The 18,992-nt window shown below is 60.4% G+C and carries 17 protein-coding genes; 11 read left to right on the forward strand and 6 right to left on the reverse strand.

The genetic code is table 11. The features are described 5' to 3' along the window. Nucleotides 1-259 precede the first annotated feature (259 nt). Both E2F43_RS14090 and E2F43_RS14095 read left to right on the forward strand, forming a co-directional pair. Nucleotides 260-1,969, forward strand: a complete 1,710-nt coding sequence (locus E2F43_RS14090) for a proline--tRNA ligase (protein ID WP_133213746.1) — start codon at nucleotides 260-262, stop codon at nucleotides 1,967-1,969. A gap of 5 nt (nucleotides 1,970-1,974) precedes the next feature. Further along, nucleotides 1,975-2,562, forward strand: coding sequence for a lytic transglycosylase domain-containing protein (locus E2F43_RS14095; protein WP_133213748.1), 588 nt, complete (start codon nucleotides 1,975-1,977; stop codon nucleotides 2,560-2,562). Nucleotides 2,563-2,570: 8 nt separating this feature from the next. On the opposite strand, the gene E2F43_RS14100 is transcribed toward E2F43_RS14095, so the two are convergent. Then, on the reverse strand, nucleotides 2,571-3,617 hold the full coding sequence (locus E2F43_RS14100) for an AraC family transcriptional regulator (RefSeq protein ID WP_133213750.1): 1,047 nt from the start codon (nucleotides 3,615-3,617) through the stop codon (nucleotides 2,571-2,573). 176 nt (nucleotides 3,618-3,793) lie between these two features. On the opposite strand from E2F43_RS14100, the gene E2F43_RS14105 reads away from it, so the two are divergent. The 4 genes from E2F43_RS14105 to E2F43_RS14120 all read left to right on the forward strand — a co-directional run bounded on the left by E2F43_RS14105 (nucleotide 3,794) and on the right by E2F43_RS14120 (nucleotide 7,414). Then, nucleotides 3,794-4,639 carry a response regulator transcription factor gene (locus E2F43_RS14105; protein ID WP_133213752.1) on the forward strand — a complete coding sequence of 282 codons (846 nt, stop codon included), beginning with the start codon at nucleotides 3,794-3,796 and terminating at the stop codon, nucleotides 4,637-4,639. Between the two features lie 106 nt (nucleotides 4,640-4,745). Then, on the forward strand, nucleotides 4,746-6,089 hold the full coding sequence (locus E2F43_RS14110) for a glutamine synthetase family protein (RefSeq protein WP_133213754.1): 1,344 nt from the start codon (nucleotides 4,746-4,748) through the stop codon (nucleotides 6,087-6,089). A 120-nt stretch (nucleotides 6,090-6,209) separates the two neighbouring features. Further along, entirely contained in the window at nucleotides 6,210-7,055 is an 846-nt protein-coding gene (locus E2F43_RS14115) for an endonuclease/exonuclease/phosphatase family protein (RefSeq protein ID WP_133213756.1), read from the forward strand. Between the two features lie 8 nt (nucleotides 7,056-7,063). Beyond that, nucleotides 7,064-7,414 (forward strand): DUF5329 family protein, encoded by a 351-nt coding sequence (locus E2F43_RS14120; RefSeq protein ID WP_165954323.1) that lies wholly within the window; start codon nucleotides 7,064-7,066, stop codon nucleotides 7,412-7,414. Here E2F43_RS14120 and E2F43_RS14125 read toward each other — a convergent pair. Then, a complete protein-coding gene (locus E2F43_RS14125) occupies nucleotides 7,411-8,802 on the reverse strand; it encodes an MATE family efflux transporter (RefSeq protein WP_133213758.1) in 1,392 nt (463 codons plus the stop codon). The genes E2F43_RS14120 and E2F43_RS14125 overlap by 4 nt on opposite strands. Nucleotides 8,803-8,980: 178 nt before the next feature. Here E2F43_RS14125 and E2F43_RS14130 point away from each other — a divergent pair, with 178 nt between their 5' ends. From E2F43_RS14130 to E2F43_RS14150, 5 genes are all read left to right on the forward strand, one after another. Continuing rightward, nucleotides 8,981-10,159 carry a fatty acid desaturase gene (locus E2F43_RS14130; protein ID WP_133213760.1) on the forward strand — a complete coding sequence of 393 codons (1,179 nt, stop codon included), beginning with the start codon at nucleotides 8,981-8,983 and terminating at the stop codon, nucleotides 10,157-10,159. A gap of 213 nt (nucleotides 10,160-10,372) precedes the next feature. Continuing rightward, complete coding sequence (locus tag E2F43_RS14135) at nucleotides 10,373-10,858, forward strand: glutathione peroxidase (RefSeq protein ID WP_133213762.1); 486 nt, start codon at nucleotides 10,373-10,375, stop codon at nucleotides 10,856-10,858. A gap of 76 nt (nucleotides 10,859-10,934) precedes the next feature. Then, a complete protein-coding gene (locus E2F43_RS14140) occupies nucleotides 10,935-11,366 on the forward strand; it encodes a FecR domain-containing protein (protein WP_133213764.1) in 432 nt (143 codons plus the stop codon). Between the two features lie 13 nt (nucleotides 11,367-11,379). Further along, the gene (locus E2F43_RS14145; protein ID WP_133213766.1) at nucleotides 11,380-11,994 is read left to right on the forward strand and encodes an OmpA family protein; all 615 of its coding nucleotides are present in this window, start codon (nucleotides 11,380-11,382) and stop codon (nucleotides 11,992-11,994) included. Nucleotides 11,995-12,020: 26 nt separating this feature from the next. Next, on the forward strand, nucleotides 12,021-14,093 hold the full coding sequence (locus E2F43_RS14150) for a CHASE2 domain-containing protein (RefSeq protein WP_165954324.1): 2,073 nt from the start codon (nucleotides 12,021-12,023) through the stop codon (nucleotides 14,091-14,093). Nucleotides 14,094-14,458: 365 nt separating this feature from the next. Here E2F43_RS14150 and tuf read toward each other — a convergent pair whose 3' ends face one another. The 4 genes from tuf to rpsL all read right to left on the reverse strand — a co-directional run bounded on the left by tuf (nucleotide 14,459) and on the right by rpsL (nucleotide 18,864). After that, nucleotides 14,459-15,682 (reverse strand): elongation factor Tu, encoded by a 1,224-nt coding sequence (tuf, locus tag E2F43_RS14155; RefSeq protein ID WP_133213768.1) that lies wholly within the window; start codon nucleotides 15,680-15,682, stop codon nucleotides 14,459-14,461. Between the two features lie 87 nt (nucleotides 15,683-15,769). After that, nucleotides 15,770-17,875: an elongation factor G gene (fusA, locus tag E2F43_RS14160; protein ID WP_133213770.1), complete on the reverse strand. Its 2,106-nt coding sequence runs from the start codon at nucleotides 17,873-17,875 to the stop codon at nucleotides 15,770-15,772. Between the two features lie 36 nt (nucleotides 17,876-17,911). Next, entirely contained in the window at nucleotides 17,912-18,382 is a 471-nt protein-coding gene (gene rpsG, locus E2F43_RS14165) for a 30S ribosomal protein S7 (RefSeq protein ID WP_133213772.1), read from the reverse strand. 110 nt (nucleotides 18,383-18,492) lie between these two features. Then, nucleotides 18,493-18,864 carry a 30S ribosomal protein S12 gene (gene rpsL / locus E2F43_RS14170; RefSeq protein WP_117319674.1) on the reverse strand — a complete coding sequence of 124 codons (372 nt, stop codon included), beginning with the start codon at nucleotides 18,862-18,864 and terminating at the stop codon, nucleotides 18,493-18,495. Between the last annotated feature and the right edge of the window lie 128 nt (nucleotides 18,865-18,992).

Here is an 18,992-nt window from a genome sequence, read left to right on the forward strand (position 1 = left end):
AATGAATCGGATGTGTCCCAGCGCTCCGCGTCCCCACTCGTTCGGCGGCTCGCACGCCACGTGCATAGTATTAATCCATGAAACCCTGTAATACAAGCGTTTTTCGGGGCCCATAGTCGAAAAACCCCTATTTTTTAAGTCTCGCGGCGCATTTGGTCTGTTCAAAGTGCCAAAATGAGGCAGATAAGTGGCGTTTACCCCCGGGAGTATCGGCTCTAGAATAGGCGCCCTGAATCAATTCCCGGATATAGTTGCCATCATGCGCACCAGTAATTTCCTCATCGCCACCCAGAAAGAGACCCCCGCTGACGCCGAGGTCATCAGTCACCAGTTAATGTTACGGGCCGGCTTGATTCGCAAACTGGCGGCAGGACTATATACCTGGCTACCACTGGGACTGCGGGTACTGCGCAAGGTCGAAAACGTGGTCCGCGAAGAAATGGACGCGGCCGGGGCACAGGAAGTGAGCATGCCGGTGGTGCAGCCTGCGGAGCTGTGGCAGGAGTCCGGACGCTGGGAACAATACGGCCCCGAACTGCTGCGTATCCAGGACCGACACCAGCGGGATTTCTGTCTCGGCCCCACCCACGAAGAGGTGGTCACCGAGCTGGTTCGCAATGAAATCAAGAGCTATAAACAGCTGCCACTCAACCTGTACCAGATACAGACCAAGGTGCGCGACGAAATCAGGCCTCGTTTCGGCATCATGCGCTCCCGCGAGTTCCTCATGAAAGACGCCTACTCCTTTCATGTGGACCAGGCCTCGCTGGAGGCCACCTACCAGGACATGCACCAGGCCTATACCCATATTTTCACCCGCCTGGGGCTGGACTTCCGCCCGGTGATTGCCGACACCGGCAGCATCGGCGGCAGCGCCTCCCACGAGTTTCACGTACTGGCAAACTCCGGTGAAGACGATATCGCCTTTTCTGACAGCAGCGACTACGCCGCCAACGTCGAGATGGCAGAGGCCATCGCCCCGGCGGGCGAGCGCCCAGCCCCGGGAGCAGATATGGCCGAGCTGGCCACCCCCGGGGTCAGGACTATCGACGACCTGGCCAAATTCCTGTCGATAGACCCGGCCACCACGGTCAAGACACTGATCGCCCATGGTGAGGAAGGCCAGCTGGTCGCCCTGGTGCTGCGCGGCGACCATCAGCTCAACACCATCAAGGCCGAGAAACTGGCGGCAATTGCCTCACCACTGCAACTGGCCGAGGAAGCCGAGGTGCGCAAGGCACTGGGGGCCGGATTCGGTTCACTGGGCCCTGTCGGCCTTGATATCGAGGTTATTGTCGATCGCAGCGCCGCCGCCCTGGCTGATTTTACCTGTGGCGCCAACCGGGACGAGTACCACCTCACTGGTGTCAACTGGGAACGGGACTGCACACCGGGCAGCATCGAGGACATTCGCGACGTGGTCGAGGGTGACCCCAGCCCCGACGGTCACGGCAAACTGCTGATCAAGCGCGGTATCGAGGTGGGCCACATTTTCCAGCTTGGCTGCAAGTACAGCGAAGCCATGAAGGCCAGCGTCCTGGACGAGAACGGCAAGAGCGTCACCATGACCATGGGCTGTTACGGGATCGGCGTCAGCCGTGTGGTGGCCGCCGCCATCGAACAGAATCACGACGACAAGGGCATTATCTGGCCGCCGGCCATGGCCCCCTTCCAACTCGCCATGGTGCCCTTGAACATGCAGAAGTCCGAAGCGGTGGCCAGCTGCGCCGAGGAACTTTACCAGCAGCTGAAATCCGCTGGCATCGATGTGTTGCTGGACGACCGCAATGAACGCCCCGGGGTCAAGTTTGCCGATATGGAACTGACCGGCATCCCCCACCGCATTGTTATCGGTGACCGGGCGCTGGCTGAGGGCAACATCGAATACAAGGGTCGCCGGGACGCGGACTCCAGGCTTGTTCCCAGGGAAGAGATCGTCACCTTCCTGCGGGAGCAGTTGCAGGACTGACCGCAGTGCAGGCGCTGATTACCGCCCTCATTTACCTGTCACTGGCCCTGCCGGTGCTGGCCCAACCGGCGGACGAGGCCGAACGGGAGGAACTGCGCAGCTTCCTCGAAGCCACCATCTCCGACGCCGACAGCTTCGAGGACCGCTACGATGCCGAGGTCTGGCTGGTGGACATGTCCGCTCGCCTGGAGCGCTTTATTGAGGACCCAAAACACCGGCTGGAACTGCTGCAGGACATCCACTCGGCGGCGTCCCGGGCCGACCTGCCCCCGGAGCTGGTACTGTCAGTTATCGAGGTGGAAAGTCACTTCGACCGCTTCGCCATCTCCCGGGTGGGCGCCCAGGGGATGATGCAGGTCATGCCGTTCTGGAAAGATGAGATCGGCCGGCCCGATGACAACCTGACAGTCAACAAAACCAATTTCGCCTACGGCTGCCGTATCCTGCAGTTTTACCTGCAGCGGGAGAACGGCCACCTGCACCGCGCCCTGGCCCGGTACAATGGCTCTGTCGGGCGCCGGGTTTATTCGGACAAGGTCTATCGGGCCTGGCGCGATCGCTGGCGTACGAAGCCCCTGAACTGGAAGGACTAGGCCCGCTGTTAGCGGTATGAGCCGGGCGACAGCCCCGTCCACTTCTTGAAGGAGCGATGAAAGGCCGACGGGTCAGAAAAGCCTACCCGCTCGGCCACTTCACTCACCGTTAAACCGTCACGGCTGAGCAGGCTGATAGCCGCGTCCCGGCGGGCATTATCCTTGATTCGCTGGTAGGAGGTGCCTTCTTTCTCCAGCCGCCGGCGCAGGGTCCGGGCCGACATATTGAGCAGCCCGGTCAGCTCCTCGAAACTGGGCATTTCGGTGCGAAAATCGCTGCCGAGGATATTGCGGATCCGCTGGGTGACGCTCAGGGTGCTGGCCTTGGGCTCGATAATCACGTGGTAAGGCGCCAGCTTCAGGAATTCGCTTAGCTCCGCCTCGTCGCGCACCAGCTCTGCCTCCAGCAGACGGGCGCTGAATGTCACCGAATTAACCGCCTGCCCATACTTCACCGGACAGGGGAAAAAATGGCGGATACCGGCAGTGAATGCAGGCTCCGGTCCCGCACAACGGGCCTCGCTGATATCGATGTGCTGGCCGATAAGCCAGCCGGCGAAGCGCATCCACATGGCCAGGTTACACAATACGCTGTGCTGCACTTCGGGGAGATCATCGCTGCACAGGTAGCTCAGGGTCGCGAGCTTGCCACTGGCATCAATCTCCAGCTGATTGGAAATCTCCACCCCCTGGCGCACCCGGCAGGCGGCATTGAACTCTATCGACCTGCGCATGGCCGCCGCCAGGTTGGAACTGTTGAGCATAGTGAGCAGGATGAGCCGGGTCGTGCCCACCGGTGTCTGGACATCGGGCATCACACCGGCCGACTCGTCATTCAGGGTGCGCACCAGTTCAACACACAGGCGACTGTACTGCTCAGGGGAAACACAGGTGGTCTGGGCGCGCTGGCGCAGGGGATCAAAAGGGAACCGTGCCGCGCGCAACATCGCATCCACATCTTTCCCGTGGGCCTGCGCCTGTGCCAGCAGTGCCCGGGTAAACTCCACGGGAACACTCTCGTTGTACCATTTGGCGGTCGCGTGGCTGCCGGACAAAATGACTCCTCCCTCTGCTGGCTGGCCATTATATAGAAAGAACGATCGTCTGCAGTATCGGGCGCCCTCAAAGGCCCGGCTGGTTTAACAGCTCGGCTCGTCCATGTGGATTGACATCCCCGGGCACTCTGCCCAATATGGGGCAAGGGGATGGGGCGGCAACATCATAAGACAATATGAACAGCATTAACCAACTCAGCATGTGGAATCGCGACATCTCGCGTGCCATCGGCGCTCTGGGTCGGGATGACTTCTTCCCCGCAATCATTGAGGCGATCAATGGCCAGGTACGCATCGACTTTCCCCAGGTGTGGCTGTACCACAAAGACCTGCCGCCGCGTGTGCTCTACCACCAGATCCCTCCCTCGGCCTTTGAGGCCCAGGTCGACCAGTACCTGGAGGGCCCGTACCGGGAAGACCCTTTTTACCAGACATCCATGAACCAGCCCAGGTCGAAGCTGTACCGGCTGGAGCGCGTTACCATGGGCAAGCTGGAACAAACCGACTACTACCGCGAGTATTACTCCGATACGGGCACCGTGGATGAGGCGGTCTACCTGGCCCGGTTACACGGCGGTAACGTCATCAACCTGAGCATGATGCGCCTGCCTCAACACGGCTCCTTCAGCGAGGAAGAGTACGAAACCCTCTATCTGCTCGCTGAACCGGTCTCCGAGCTGCTCAAGTCCCACACCGAACACGATGACTTCGCCATTACCAACCTCATCCAGCCGGGCATTGACCATCAGATCGACCTGGCGTTCCGCACCTTCGGTGAGTCCCTGTTGTCACCCCGGGAAAAAGACGTGCTGGAACTGATGCTGCGCGGCTATGGCACCGACACGTCCGCTTCCCGGCTGAAAATCGCGGTTGAAACCGTGCGCCGTCACCGCAAGAGTATTTACCGCAAGCTGGATGTGTCCTCCCAGACCGACCTGTTTTCACTGTTTCTCAACTCCATGTCCTGTCTTGGGCAGGCCGCGGGAGCAGACCCTCTCTCGGTTTACATGTCGCCACGCTAGTGCTGAATTTGCCATTGATATCAACTGTTTGCTGCCCCATCGGGGGCATTGCCAAGCGGACCCCAAAAACTGATAGTAGCCACTTACAAAGTCATGGATAGGCAGCATGTCGGTAGAAGCCGATTGGTTCCTGCGAGCGCATCCGGAAATCACCACCATTGAAGCACTGCTCCCCGATTGCAACGGGGTCATGCGCGGCAAGTGGGTGCCCCGGCACAAGCTGGGAAAGATTTTTGACGGTGAGCTGAAGCTCCCCAAAACTGCGCTCAGCCTCGACATCTGGGGCCGGGACGTGGAGGAACTGGTATTTGCCACCGGCGACGCCGATGGTATCTGCCTGCCCGTGGAAGGCTCTTTACTCCCCACCCCCTGGTCCGCTGACGGCCAACACGGCCAGATCATGCTCTCCATGTACGACGGCGACGGTGCAGCCTACCTCGGCGACCCACAACACGTGTTGAAGCAGGTGGTAAAACGCTTCGAGGAAGCCGGCTGGCGCCCGGTGGTAGCGGCGGAGCTGGAGTTCAGCCTGGTCACCTGGGACCGGGACATTCCCGCCCATACCTGCCCGTCCCCGGCAGGCAGCGGCCCCGTCGGGGGCAACACCTACGGCCTCGATGTCCTCAACCACCACCGGCAGATGATGGAAGACCTGCGGGTCGCCTGCGAAATCCAGGACCTCCCCTTCGACGGCGTAGTCAAGGAGTCCGCACCCTCCCAGTACGAGATCAACATGCAGCACGTGGACGACCCGGTCAGGGCCGCACGCCAGATCATCATGATGAAACGCCTGATCAAGGGCGTCGCAGCGAAACATGGACTGATCGCCAGCTTCATGGCCAAGCCCTTCGAAACGGAGGCCGGCAATGGCATGCACGTACACTGCAGCGTACTGGACGACAAGGGAATCAATATTTTCGACGACGGCAGCGACAAGGGCACACCGCTGCTGCAACAGGCCATAGGTGGCTGTCTCACCTATATGGCAGAGTCGGTGGCTGTCTTCGCCCCCACTTACAACGCCTACCGTCGATTCCAGAAGGGCTGCCATGCACCCACTTTCCCCAGTTGGGGGTATGAGAATCGCACGGTGGCCATCCGGGTGCCCGCCAGCAATCCGGTATCGCGGCGCCTGGAACACCGGGTCGCGGGGGCAGACGCCAATCCCTACCTGCTGTTCGCGGTCATCCTGTCCTGCATAATCGAGGGCATCAATGAGAACCTGTCACCCGGTGAGCCGATCAGCGGCGACGGCTACGAACAGGAAGAGGCCACACTGCCGGTGTACATGCCCGACGCGGTTCGACTGTTCAAGGAGTCCGATTTCATTCGCAACGCCCTGGGCAGCGAAATGCAGCGTATCTTCACTCTCAGCAAGGAGCAGGAGATCGAGGAGTTTCGGCGCCGCATCACCACGCTGGAATACCAGACCTTCCTGGAGAAGCTCTGACCCGATCCGGCGGTTATTGCCATCTCACCCGGCCGGGCCTTGGCCCTGGGCGCCAAAAAAGGGTGATAGTGGCGTTATCGGCCATGTCATCAGGCTGCAGCTCCTGCCAGAATAGGTGTCGTGAACAAGTCCATCCAGAAACGATCCCTGTGCCGCCTGGCTGTCATCAGCCTGGTCGCGAGCATGACCTTTGTGGCTTCCGGCAAGGCCAGCACACCGCTGCTCGCCGAGCAGGCCAGGGACTGTGCCGCCTATCTCGGCACCCTGCCCGTAGCCAAGGGGCAGGTATTGTCAGATTCGGTGAATATTCTCAGCTGGAATATCCAGAAGGCCAGCAACGACGGATGGATGGCGGACCTGATGGAACTCGGCAGCGATACCCACCTGGCCTTTATCCAGGAGGCTGCGCTGCAGGCCCAGCTGGGCGAGTTCGACCCCCGGGGCCCGCTGTTCCAGTCATTTTCCCAGGGTTACACCACCGCCAGCGTGAACAGCGGGGTGATGACCCTGAGCCGACATGCCCCCACCATGCAGTGCAATTTCAACAGCACCGAGCCCTGGCTGGGCACCCCCAAGGCCGCCGCGGTCACCGAACATCCGCTACAGGGTCGCGATGACCGGCTGCTGGCCATCAACCTGCACGCGGTCAACTTCACCTTCGGGGTCGAAGACCTGCAGGCGCAACTGCGGCCGCTGGTCGAGTTGCTGCTCAACCATCGCGGCCCGGCAATCCTCGCCGGTGATTTCAATACCTGGAGTGATGCGCGGCAACAGCTGGTAGACCAGGTCCTGTCACAGCACGGACTGGAGCCACTGGCGTTTGACCCGGACCTGCGCACCACGGTCTTCGGCCGACCGCTGGACCACATCTATGTGCGGGGCCTGGCCCCGGAACACACTGAGGTGATACCGGTGACCAGTTCCGATCACAATGCGCTGAGGGCGCGACTGAAACTGCTTATGTGAGCAATGCCATGACTCGAATAGCACTCTTCGCCCTTTCCCTGCTGCTGTCCGCCGGCGCAACAGCCGACGACAGGACCGACCGCGAAGTGCAGTATCTGCTCGCTTATGTCGAGAGTAGTGGCTGTACCTTTCATCGCAACGGCAGTGACCACGACTCCGCCGACGCCGCAGACCACCTGCGCCTGAAATACCGCCGTGGCGGCAAGTATGTGGACACGACAGAGCACTTTATTGACCGTCTGGCGACTGAGAGTTCCTGGACCGGACGCAAGTACACCGTGACCTGCGATGGACAGACCCTGGCTTCTGGCGAATGGCTGCACAGGGCGCTGGACGACTACCGCAAGTCAGCACCCTAAAGCGGGGCCTGACGCTCGGTCTCCAGCCCCTCGGGAGAGGATGGCACCGGCAAAGCCACGTGTTCCGCTTCCAGGCGGCGAGTCAGGTAAAAGGCAGCTACCACTGCCAGCGTACCGAAGACCAATGCTCCCAGGGCCTCCCCGGCCAATACGCCCTTGGCCCCGTACCAGTGGGCACCGAAATAGACGAAGGGAATGGTACCCAGCAGCGCCCGGCCGAAATTGAATCCGGTAGCCCAGTGGGGGTGGTGCAGGTTGTTAAAGCTGGCGTTGGCCACAAACAGGGCGCCATTGAAAATGAATGCGGCAACCAGGAAATGACAGTAGAAAAGAATCAGCTCGGCGGCCTGATCCGAGGCCGAGAATGCGCTGACGATGGTATCGCCCAGGTGCCACAGTAACAGCCAGACCAGCATCACATAAGCGACATTGAATATCATGGCGTCGCGCAGGGTAGAGCGAACCCTGCCGTAAAGACCGGCGCCCGCATTCTGGCCGACAATGGGACCTACCGCGCTCGAAAGGGCAAAAATGGCACAGAAGGCAACCGGTGTAATACGGCCCATAATCGCCGCGCCAGCCACGGCGCTGTCACCAAACTGGGACATGATACGCAACACAAAGCTGCCACCAATGGGCGTCGCCAGGTTAGTGAGCACTGCCGGCGTGGCTATTTTCAGCAACGGCCGTAAATCGGCGAAAAATTGCTGGCGGGTGATACGGCAGGGCAGGCGGTGAACCACGTAAATGGCATGCCAGGCGACCGCCAGCACCACCATGCGGGCAACGACCGAGGCCCAGGCAGCCCCTTCCAACCCCCAGTCCAGGACGAAGATAAAGATGGGGTCCAGTACGCCATTGACCACCGACCCGGTGACCGTAGCCCACATGGAACGGCGTGCATCACCCAGGGCGCGGACTCCGGCCGCGGCGCTCATCCCCAACACCAGCACCGGCATGTTGGGCAACAGTATGCCCGCGTAACTGGTGGCGTACTGCAGGGTGATACCACGGGCGCCCAATAGCTGGAGCAATTCCTCGAGGTAGAGCCAGCCCAGCAGGGAGATACCGATGGCTGCAACCAGGCTGAACAACAATCCGCTGGTGCAATAACGGCTGGCCAGATCGCGTCGATCGGCGCCCTCGGACCGGGCAACCAGGGCGCCCAGGGAAATTTGCAGGCCGATACTGACCGCGACGAGGAAGAAAATCAGGGTACCGGCGAAGCCCACCGCAGCGGCGAGCTCCTGCTCACCCAGCAGGGTGAGGAAATACATGTCCACCATGTCCACGCCGAACATGGTCAACAGGCCGGTTGCGGAGGCCCCGGTCATCACCAGCACATGGCGCATGGTGGGTCCGCGGGTGAATACGGCCTGTTTCGACATTAAGCGGTTCAGACTGGTTTCAGGGACGGGCATCATACTGCAGATTGGTGCCCTGTGTGCAGGGCAGCACTGAAACGGACACCGACTATTGCACCGCTATCCCAAAGGGGACTTTTAGCCGCAATAAAGTTACCATAAACAACCTTTTTGACATCATGCAGGAGACCCGGCCAACGCCATGATCACTACCGAGCAAAAGCCGCCACTGAACCCGGTCAATGTGGCTATTTTCGTGGGCCTGCCCCTTGCGGCGCTTTTTCTGGTGCCCGCCTGGGGTGTTTACAGCGGGTATGACGCCTCCCAGTGGCTGTGGGCCCTGGCTTTTCTGTACCTCAATGGCCTGTCCATCACCGGCGGTTACCACCGCTTGTGGTCACACAGGGCCTATGAGGCCCATCCAGCCCTGAAATGGTTTTACGCCCTGTGGGGCGCCGGCGCACTGCAGAACAGCATCCTGATCTGGTCATCGGATCACCGCCGCCACCACCGTCACGTGGACGACAACGAGCAAGACCCCTACTCGGCTGGCCGCGGCCTGTGGTTCAGCCACATGGGCTGGATGCTGCGCGAGTACAATACCAACGAGCCGGACTTCAGCAATGCCCGTGACCTGCAACGTGACCCCATCGTGATGTTCCAGGACAGGCACTACGTGGCCCTCACTGTGCTGATGAACGTCGGCCTGCCCCTGCTGCTGGGCATCTGGCACGGCGATATTATCGGCACCCTGCTGCTGGTGGGCCTGCTGCGCCTGGTGGTTAATCATCACGTGACCTTCTTCATCAACTCCCTGGCCCACTTCTGGGGATCTCGTCCCTATACCGAATCGAACAGCGCCCGGGACAACGGTTTCCTCGCTTTCCTCACCTATGGCGAGGGCTACCACAACTACCATCATATTTTCCAAACCGACTACCGTAACGGCATCCGCTGGTGGCAATGGGATCCCACCAAGTGGCTGATCAACGCCTGTTCCCGGGTGGGCCTGGCGCGCAACCTGGTCAGGGTGCCTGACTTCAAGATCCAGCGCGCCATTCTGGACACCCAGTTTCAACGGGCCCGGGATCAACTGGAGTGTTCACAGGACGCTGAGTCCCTGCGCGCTACCCTGGAACGTGAATACCAGCTGTTCACCGAGTCGATCAACGCCTGGACCACTTTGCAGGCCCAGCGCTATGAAGCCAAGAAAGCGGAAATCGGCGGCGCCCTGAACGAGAAGAAACTCAAGCTGCAACAAAAATGGGATTCCGTTGCCCTGCGGACCAAGTTCAAGGAGCTGGAATACTCGCTGAAAATGCAGCACAAGCGCCTCAATCTGCTGATGGAACAAATGCGTTTGCAGGCACAAGCTGCCTGACCGCCAACGCTTCACATACCGGGCCCCGCTCTTCGTCGACCGGGGCCTTTTTTCTGGCCTGGCAAATATCCCTGGGCCGGTGATCTCCCGGACGGCCGCGGACGTACCACCTGCGCAGCCCGGTTTACTTCCATCACCAAATGGGCCAGCATTCAATCAAACGCCGGGAGCGGTATGGCCTGGCTCCGGATTACCCGAAAAGAGATCGGCACTATGAGCAACTCCGTATTCGACTTCTCCTGCCCTACCCCCGCGGGGAAAGAGCGCCCGCTGAAGGATTTCAAGGGCAAGGTCCTGCTTATCGTCAACACCGCGTCCAAGTGTGGCTTTACTCCCCAGTTTGAAGGACTCGAGAAACTTTATGAGAAGTACCATGACCAGGGCCTGGAAGTGCTCGGCTTTCCCTGCAACCAGTTCGGCAAGCAGGACCCGGGCAGCAATGACGAAATTCAGGAGTTCTGCCAGCTCAATTACGGGGTCTCCTTCCCCATGTTCGGCAAGATCGAAGTCAATGGCTCCGGTGCCGACCCCCTGTTCAAGCACCTGAAAAAGGAAGCGCCGGGCACGCTGGGTACCCAGCGCATCAAGTGGAACTTCACCAAGTTCCTGGTGGACGCCGATGGCAATGTGGTCAAGCGCTACGCGCCCACGGTCAAGCCGAAGGATATCGAGAAAGACATCGAAAAACTGCTGGCCTGAGCCGCAAGGCGGGTTCGCCTGCATTGCCGATATGTACTAATATTTTCGGCACTCACCTGCTTTCGGAGAACGGCCCATGCGCCTGGCTGCCTGTATTATCGCTCTCACCCTCACCCAGGCAGTCCTGGCCGGTGAGCACGCAGGGACTATCAAAACCAGCCAGGGCGCTGCTCACATCGTCAGGGAGGGCGCCCGGTTGCCCGCCGATCCAGGGCAGACGGTCATGGTCAGTGACAGCATCCAGACCGGCCACGACGGCACGGTCGGCATCACCCTGATGGACGATACCCGGCTGACAGCGGGTCCGGACAGCACCCTGGAACTGAACCGCTTCGTGTTTGATACAACCACCCACGGGGGCAGCCTGGATGCGAAGGTAACACGTGGCTCCCTGGCGGTCATCTCCGGAAAGCTCGCCAAGTCCAGCCCCGACAATGTCAGTTTCAGCACCTCGGCGGTGACCCTGGGGGTCAGGGGTACCCGGTTCATCATCAAGACCGGCCACTAGCCAGGGGACAGCCATGTTGATTTATCTGCTGCCACCGGCGCTGGTTATCGCCGCCGCCCTCCTGACCCAGCCGCAACCGGAACCGCCCGCGATCACCGATACGATTATCCTGTTACCCGATGAGGACGGCAGCGTGGGGTCGCTGGTGGTCAGCAGTGACGCCGGTGAGCAAGCGCTGGACACCGCCTATGCGACTGCCGAGGCTGACGAATCCGGAGCGCTGGCAACCGGCAGCACCAGCGCAGCGGAAGTGGAGGCCGAATTCGGCTCCCTGCTGGCGGCCACCCCGGCCGCGCCCCGCTCCTTCACCGTGACCTTCGAATCCGGCTCTGCCGATACCCTGACCCGCAGTTCGCTCGCGGAAGTCGCTGAAATCCGCAAATACCTGACCACCGTGCCTGCGGCGGAAATCACCGTCATCGGCCACACCGATCGCGTTGGCAGCCTGGAGAACAACGATGCACTTTCCCGCCAGCGGGCCGAGTCGGTCAAGCGAATGATCCAGTCCGCGGGAATCGATGCAGCGAGTATTGCAGCCACCGGCCGCGGTGAACGCGAACCGCGGGTGGACACCGCCGATGGTGTCGCTGAACCGCGCAATCGCCGGGTAGAAATTCGCGTCCGCTGATCGCCGCGACAGGCTGAATATAACTCATGCGCCCCGTACTGGACCTGGTCCGCTATCTTTTCCAGTTCGGTCAGGGGCGCCCGGCGGCGCTGGCGATCCTGCTGTGGACCTCATCTGTCAGCGTTATCTCGGAATTCCCCCTGGACGGCGCCGCCGAGCTGACCAGCAATGTTACCGGTGCTTTCACCAAAGCCCGCCAGTTTCTGTTTGACGGTTACCAGAAGTACCATCCGCGTACGCCCCTGTCACAGCCGGTGACCATCGTAGCCATCGACGAAAAAAGCCTCGCCAATCTCGGCCAGTGGCCCTGGCCGCGCTCGCAACTGGCAGCGCTGCTCGACGCTATCGCGGCGTACCAACCCGCCGCTGTTGGACTCGATATGTACATGCCGGAAGCGGACCAGACCTCACCGGCGATTATCGCCGGTAATCTGCCCCCCGATACCCCGCAAGCGGTTCGATCCGCGCTGGGCGAAATGCCTGACAATGACAGCATCCTCGCCCGCTCCCTGCACAATATGCCGTCCGTGTTGGGAGCGGCAGGCTTTGATCATGCCAGCTACACCACCAGTGCCGGCATGCGCAGTCATCCGCTGCAGGTGGCCGGTGGCGACGCCCTGCCCCATGTGCGGCAGTTTCCTGCCGTTCTCGCCAGTCTGCCGGAGTTACAGGCCGCTGCCCGGGGTCAGGCCATACTCAGCGTAGACCTGGACTTTGGCGTGGTCCGTCGGGTGCCGCTGGTCTCGGCCATCGGTGACACCCTGGTTTCCGGGCTCGCCATGGAAATGCTGCGTGTTGCCAGCGGTGACCGGGCCGTTCGGGTGCAGGTCGATGGACACGGTATCGACAGCGTCGGCATCGCGGACCTCGATGTGCCTACCCAGCCGGGCGGTGATATCTGGCTGCACTTTGCCCATATCGATGACACTCGTCATCGCTATGTCTCCGCCACGTCGGTGCTCGATGGGAGCATCGACCCGGATATGCTGGGCGGAAAGCTGGTTCTGCTGGGCCTTACCGGTTCCGGTCTACACGATATGCGCACCACCGCCCTGGGCGAGCTGGTACCGGGCATAGAAATCCAGGCCCAGGTACTGGAGACACTGTTCGACCGCCGCTTTATTGTCCGTCCCTGGTGGATGAAATGGCTGGAAACCAGCGTCATCGTCGCCCTGGGGCTGTTATTGGTCTGGTACATACCACGGCGCGATTCCAGGCTGTCACAGTTCATCCGAGCGGTGCCCCGTGCTTCTGCCTGGATCACCCTGGGAATCAACCTGCTGTTGATCGGACTCGGCTATCTGCTGTTCCTGAGCCAGGGCCTGCTGTTCGATGCCTCTTCTTTCTTTCTGGTGATCTCGGCCGTCATCGGCAGCCTGATAGCCAGTACGGCTATCGAACTCAACCGGGAAGAGAAGGCAAAGATCGTCGAAGCACAGCGGTTGCGGGAAGCCGCACAATTGATTGCCGGCGAGTTCGCCGCCTTTCTGGAACGGCCTATACACGGCAATTTTGGCGATACGTCTCCCCGGGCCGCGGAGCTGACCCGCAAACTGGCCGGGCGGGCTGCCGCCTTGCCGGCGTACGGCGATCAGCTGGGGTCGGAGGCCATTGAGATAATTGCCAGGGCAGCCCGGCACAGGGATATCGGCCTGGTGCAGGTTGAGCGGGAAATACTGGCAAGCTCGCGGGAACTGGACCCTGAGTCCCGGCTGCGGATCAGGGAGCATGCCGAGCTGGGCGCTCTCGCCGTCGCTGCGACACGCTCGGCGCTGGGGGAGGAACTGGAGCGCAGTGACCCCGACACCGCCAGTTTTCTGGCGGTGCTCGAAGAGGTCGCCAGGTCCCACCACGAGCACTGGGACGGCAGTGGCTATCCGGACGGAAAAAGCGGTGCCGATATTCCGCTCAGCGCAAGACTGGTCGCCATCATCGACACCTGGAACAGCGTCACCTGCGACCGCCCCTGGCGCCCGGCAATGTCACGCGATGAGGCGCTGGCACTTATCCGTTCGGGAGCGGGGACCCAGTTTGATCCGCAGCTGGCGGAGCTGTTCGTGGCAATGATGGCAACAGAAAAAGCGCCCCCCACTGCCTGAGCAGCGCGCTTCACACCCGGGGTCAGACCCCGTTTCCTCGCGAGGCGGGTCGAATCCCGTTTCCGCGTCCGGGGTCAGACCCCGTTTCCGCACTTTTCGCGCCCGGGGTCAGACCCCGTTTCCGCGCTTTTCGGAAACGGGCTCTGACCCCAAATCTCCGGAAACGGGCTCTGACCCCAAATCTCTGCCCCAAATCTCCGCCCCCAAATCCCACCCACAAAAAAGCCCGGCACTCGGGCCGGGCTTTTTAATGGTTCTGGCTGGAGCCAGGGCTCTGGAGCCGAACTGCACTTCACAGCTCGGCTTGGTCGAGATTTGGGGTCAGAGTCGCTTTGCGGGCCTGACCCCCGGTCGCGCAGCGACCCTTACTCGAGGATCTTGGCTACAACACCAGCACCCACGGTACGGCCACCTTCGCGAATAGCGAAACGCAGGCCTTCTTCCATGGCGATCGGGGCAATCAGCGTGGCAACCATCTGTACGTTGTCGCCAGGCATGACCATCTCAACACCCTCAGGCAGCTCACAGGCACCGGTCACGTCAGTGGTCCGGAAGTAGAACTGCGGACGGTAGCCCTTGAAGAACGGCGTGTGACGACCACCCTCTTCCTTCGACAGAATGTAAACCTCTGCCTCGAACTTGGTGTGCGGGTTTACCGTACCCGGCTTCGCCAGTACCTGACCACGCTCAACATCGTCACGCTTGGTACCACGCAGCAGTACGCCCACGTTCTCGCCCGCACGACCTTCGTCCAGCAGCTTGCGGAACATCTCCACACCAGTACAGGTGGTAGTCTGGGTGTCACGGATACCCACAATCTCGATCTCTTCACCCACCTTGATGATGCCACGCTCTACACGACCGGTGACCACAGTACCGCGACCGGAGATGGAGAATACGTCTTCAACCGGCATCAGGAAGGTCTGGTCAATCGCACGCTCGGGCTCAGGGATGTAGGAGTCCAGGGTCTCAACCAGGGTCTTGACCGCAGTCGTACCCAGCTCGTTGTCGTCTTCACCGTTCAGCGCCATCAGCGCGGAACCGCAGATGATCGGCGTGTCGTCGCCGGGGAACTCGTACTGGTCCAGCAGCTCACGCAGCTCCATTTCAACCAGCTCTTTCATCTCTTCGTATTCTTCTGAATCGGCGCCGCCGCAATCTTCTGCCAGCAGGTCTGCCTTGTTCAGGAATACCACAATGTAGGGCACACCTACCTGGCGAGACAGCAGAATGTGCTCGCGAGTCTGGGGCATGGGGCCGTCGGTGGCGCCACAAACCAGGATCGCGCCGTCCATCTGCGCCGCACCGGTGATCATGTTCTTCACGTAGTCCGCGTGTCCGGGGCAGTCAACGTGCGCGTAGTGACGGTTCGGAGAATCGTACTCAACGTGGGAGGTCGCGATGGTGATACCGCGCTCACGCTCTTCCGGTGCGTTGTCGATGCCGTCGAAGGCTACCGCTTCACCGCCCCATACTTCAGCACACACCCGCGTCAGGGCCGCTGTCAGGGTAGTTTTACCGTGGTCAACGTGACCAATGGTACCCACGTTGACGTGGGGCTTAGTACGTTCGAATGTTTCTTTTGCCATTTTCAGGCTCCTCTATCGTTAGCTCGGGGTCAGAGCCCAGCTCGCTCTTTGCAAACAAAAGGGCTCTGACCCCTTTTTTAAAAACTGTTACCGGTTCCTTGAGATAATGCCCTCGGCGACCGCAGACGGTGCCTCGGCATACTTGCAGAACTCCATGGTGTAGGTGGCTCGACCCTGGGTGGCGCTGCGCAGGTCGGTGGCATAGCCAAACATCTCAGCCAGCGGAACCTCGGCAGTGACCACCTTGCCGGAAGGATTTTCAGCCATCCCGCCAATCAGGCCGCGGCGGCGGTTGAGGTCGCCAACCACGTCACCCATGTTTTCTTCCGGGGTGACCACTTCCACCGACATGATGGGCTCGAGCAGCACGGCACCGCCCTGTTCGGCGAGCTTCTTGGTGGCCATGCTGGCGGCAATTTTAAACGCCATTTCGTTGGAATCAACATCGTGGAACGAGCCATCGTACAGGGTGGCCTTCAATCCCAACAGCGGGTAACCGGCGAGCACACCGTTCTGCATCTGTTCCTCGATACCCTTTTGCACCGCGGGGATGTATTCCCGGGGTACGGCACCGCCAACGATCTCATTGACGAATTCCAGACCCTCGGCGGAAGCGTCTTCACCCGGCTCGAACTTGATCCAGACATGGCCGTACTGTCCACGGCCGCCGGACTGGCGCACAAACTTGCCCTCAATCTCTGCCGTGTTGCGGATTGCCTCACGATAGGCCACCTGGGGCTTGCCGATATTGGCCTCCACGCTGAACTCGCGCTTCATCCGGTCCACCAGGATATCCAGGTGCAGTTCACCCATGCCGGAAATAATCGTCTGCCCGGTTTCCTCATCAGTCTTGACCCGGAAGGACGGGTCTTCCTGGGCCAGCTTGCTGAGGGCAACACCCATTTTTTCCTGGTCCGGCTTGGAACGCGGCTCCACGGCCACGGAGATCACCGGTTCGGGGAACTCCATGCGCTCCAGCACAATGGGGTTGTCGGGGTCGCACAGGGTGTCACCGGTGGTGACATCCTTGAGGCCCACCGCCGCAGCGATATCACCTGCGAGGACCTCCTTGATCTCTTCCCGGCTGTTGGAGTGCATCTGTACCATACGGCCGACGCGCTCCTTCTTCTCCTTGACGGAATTGAAGACTGCGGTGCCGGACTCCAGCCTGCCCGAGTACACCCGGAAAAAGGTCAGGGTGCCAACGAACGGATCAGTTGCGATCTTGAAGGCGAGCGCGGCAAAGGGAGCATCGTCGTCTGCTTCCCGGGTGGCGTGGGTCTCGTCCTTGTCCAGCAGGTGGCCATCAATGGCCTTCACCTCGGTGGGCGACGGCATGTATTCGATAACCGCATCCAGCATGGCCTGCACGCCCTTGTTCTTGAAAGCGGAGCCGCCGAGCACCGGGACGATCTCATTGGCCAGGGTGCGCTTGCGGATGCCGGCCTTGATTTCTTCCTCGCTGAGCTCGATACCCTCGAGGTACTTTTCCATGGTTTCGTCGCTGGCTTCAGCGGCGTTTTCGACCAGAAACTCGCGCATTTCACTGACTTCGTCGACCATGTCCTCTGGCACTTCAGCGTAGTCGAACGTCATGCCCTGGTCGGCTTCATTCCACAGAATGGCCTTGTTCTTGATCAGGTCGACCACGCCCCTGAACTCGTCCTCGGAGCCTATGGTCATCTGCAGGGGCACGGGGGCGGCTCCCAGGCGCTCTTTCAGCTGGTCGACAACCATGCGGAAATCAGCGCCGGCGCGATCCATCTTGTTGACGAATACCATGCGCGGCACTTCGTACTTGTTGGCCTGGCGCCAGACAGTTTCAGTCTGGGGCTGCACGCCGGACGAACCGCACAGCACCACCACAGCGCCATCGAGCACCCGCAGGGAGCGCTCTACTTCAATGGTGAAGTCCACGTGCCCGGGAGTGTCGATGATATTGATTCGGTGATCGGGGAACTGGGCATCCATACCCTTCCAGAAACAGGTTGTCGCAGCCGAGGTGATGGTAATACCACGCTCCTGCTCCTGTTCCATCCAGTCCATGGTTGCGGCGCCATCGTGTACTTCACCTATCTTGTGAGACAGGCCGGTGTAGAACAGAACACGTTCCGTGGTTGTGGTTTTACCCGCGTCCACGTGGGCGCAGATACCGATATTGCGATACCTGCTGATTGGCGTTTTACGTGCCACGTTGAATTCCCCGTATCAGGGTTCCCAGGCGATTGCCTAGAAACGGTAGTGAGAGAACGCCTTGTTCGCTTCTGCCATGCGGTGAACATCTTCACGCTTCTTCACGGCATTACCTTTACCCTGGGAGGCGTCGATGATCTCGCCAGCCAGACGCTGACGCATGGACTTCTCACCACGATTACGGGCGTATTCCACCAGCCAGCGCATGGACAGCGCTACACGGCGGGCAGGACGCACTTCAACCGGCACCTGGTAGGTCGCACCACCCACACGGCGGGACTTTACTTCCACCATGGGAGCGATATTTTCCAGCGCCTCGTCAAAGGCTTCCAGGGGGTCCTTGTTCAGCTTTTCCTGAACAATGTCCAGGGCACCATAAACAATGGTCTCTGCAACGGATTTTTTACCACTGATCATTACGTGGTTCATGAACTTTGCCAAAGTCACGTTGCCGAATTTGGGATCCGGCAGAACTTCGCGCTTGGCGACTACTCGTCTTCTGGGCATTTTAAGCCTTCCTATCTCTTCAGGTTGACCCGAACACCGACCTGCCACAAATGCGGGGGAGGCAGGGGTTCGGCCTTACTTACATCTTCAGCCAGCTATCGCTTGCGAACTTACTTGGGTCGCTTGGCACCGTACTTGGAGCGACCGTTACGACGGTCAGAGACTCCAGAGGTGTCCAGGCTGCCACGTACGGTGTGATAACGCACACCGGGCAAGTCCTTCACACGTCCACCGCGAATCAGAACTACACTGTGCTCCTGCAGGTTGTGACCCTCACCACCGATGTACGAGGAAACCTCGTAACCGTTGGTCAGGCGAACACGACATACCTTACGCAGTGCAGAGTTCGGTTTCTTCGGCGTAGTGGTGTAGACGCGAGTACACACACCGCGGCGCTGCGGACAGCTTTGCAGGGCAGGTACGTCGCTCTTTTCTACTTTGCGCTTCCTGGGCTTACGAACCAATTGGTTGATCGTTGCCATTCAGTTAGAACTCCAAAAATATGTTGTATTTCATGGCGTTGCAGCCATGCCCCCCCGCTGTGGTCGCCGCCGTTGCAATTGTCTGTATATACAGACGCACGAAGGCACCCCCAAAAAGAGGAGGCGGC

Origin of the sequence: Seongchinamella unica (genome assembly GCF_004354085.1) — a bacterium.
GTDB lineage: Bacteria > Pseudomonadota > Gammaproteobacteria > Pseudomonadales > Halieaceae > Halioglobus > Halioglobus unicus.

Bases quoted from the DNA above. Each gene is read 5' to 3' on its own strand.
- E2F43_RS14105 (WP_133213752.1), top strand. From the start codon at position 3,794: ATGAACAGCATTAACCAACTCAGCATGTGGAATCGCGACATCTCGCGT.
- E2F43_RS14090 (WP_133213746.1), top strand. From the start codon at position 260: ATGCGCACCAGTAATTTCCTCATCGCCACCCAGAAAGAGACCCCCGCT.
- E2F43_RS14145 (WP_133213766.1), top strand. From the start codon at position 11,380: ATGTTGATTTATCTGCTGCCACCGGCGCTGGTTATCGCCGCCGCCCTC.
- E2F43_RS14150 (WP_165954324.1), top strand. From the start codon at position 12,021: ATGCGCCCCGTACTGGACCTGGTCCGCTATCTTTTCCAGTTCGGTCAG.
- E2F43_RS14130 (WP_133213760.1), top strand. From the start codon at position 8,981: ATGATCACTACCGAGCAAAAGCCGCCACTGAACCCGGTCAATGTGGCT.
- rpsG (WP_133213772.1), bottom strand. From the start codon at position 18,382: ATGCCCAGAAGACGAGTAGTCGCCAAGCGCGAAGTTCTGCCGGATCCC.
- tuf (WP_133213768.1), bottom strand. From the start codon at position 15,682: ATGGCAAAAGAAACATTCGAACGTACTAAGCCCCACGTCAACGTGGGT.
- E2F43_RS14120 (WP_165954323.1), top strand. From the start codon at position 7,064: ATGACTCGAATAGCACTCTTCGCCCTTTCCCTGCTGCTGTCCGCCGGC.
- E2F43_RS14135 (WP_133213762.1), top strand. From the start codon at position 10,373: ATGAGCAACTCCGTATTCGACTTCTCCTGCCCTACCCCCGCGGGGAAA.
- rpsL (WP_117319674.1), bottom strand. From the start codon at position 18,864: ATGGCAACGATCAACCAATTGGTTCGTAAGCCCAGGAAGCGCAAAGTA.
- E2F43_RS14110 (WP_133213754.1), top strand. From the start codon at position 4,746: ATGTCGGTAGAAGCCGATTGGTTCCTGCGAGCGCATCCGGAAATCACC.
- E2F43_RS14140 (WP_133213764.1), top strand. From the start codon at position 10,935: ATGCGCCTGGCTGCCTGTATTATCGCTCTCACCCTCACCCAGGCAGTC.
- E2F43_RS14125 (WP_133213758.1), bottom strand. From the start codon at position 8,802: ATGTCGAAACAGGCCGTATTCACCCGCGGACCCACCATGCGCCATGTG.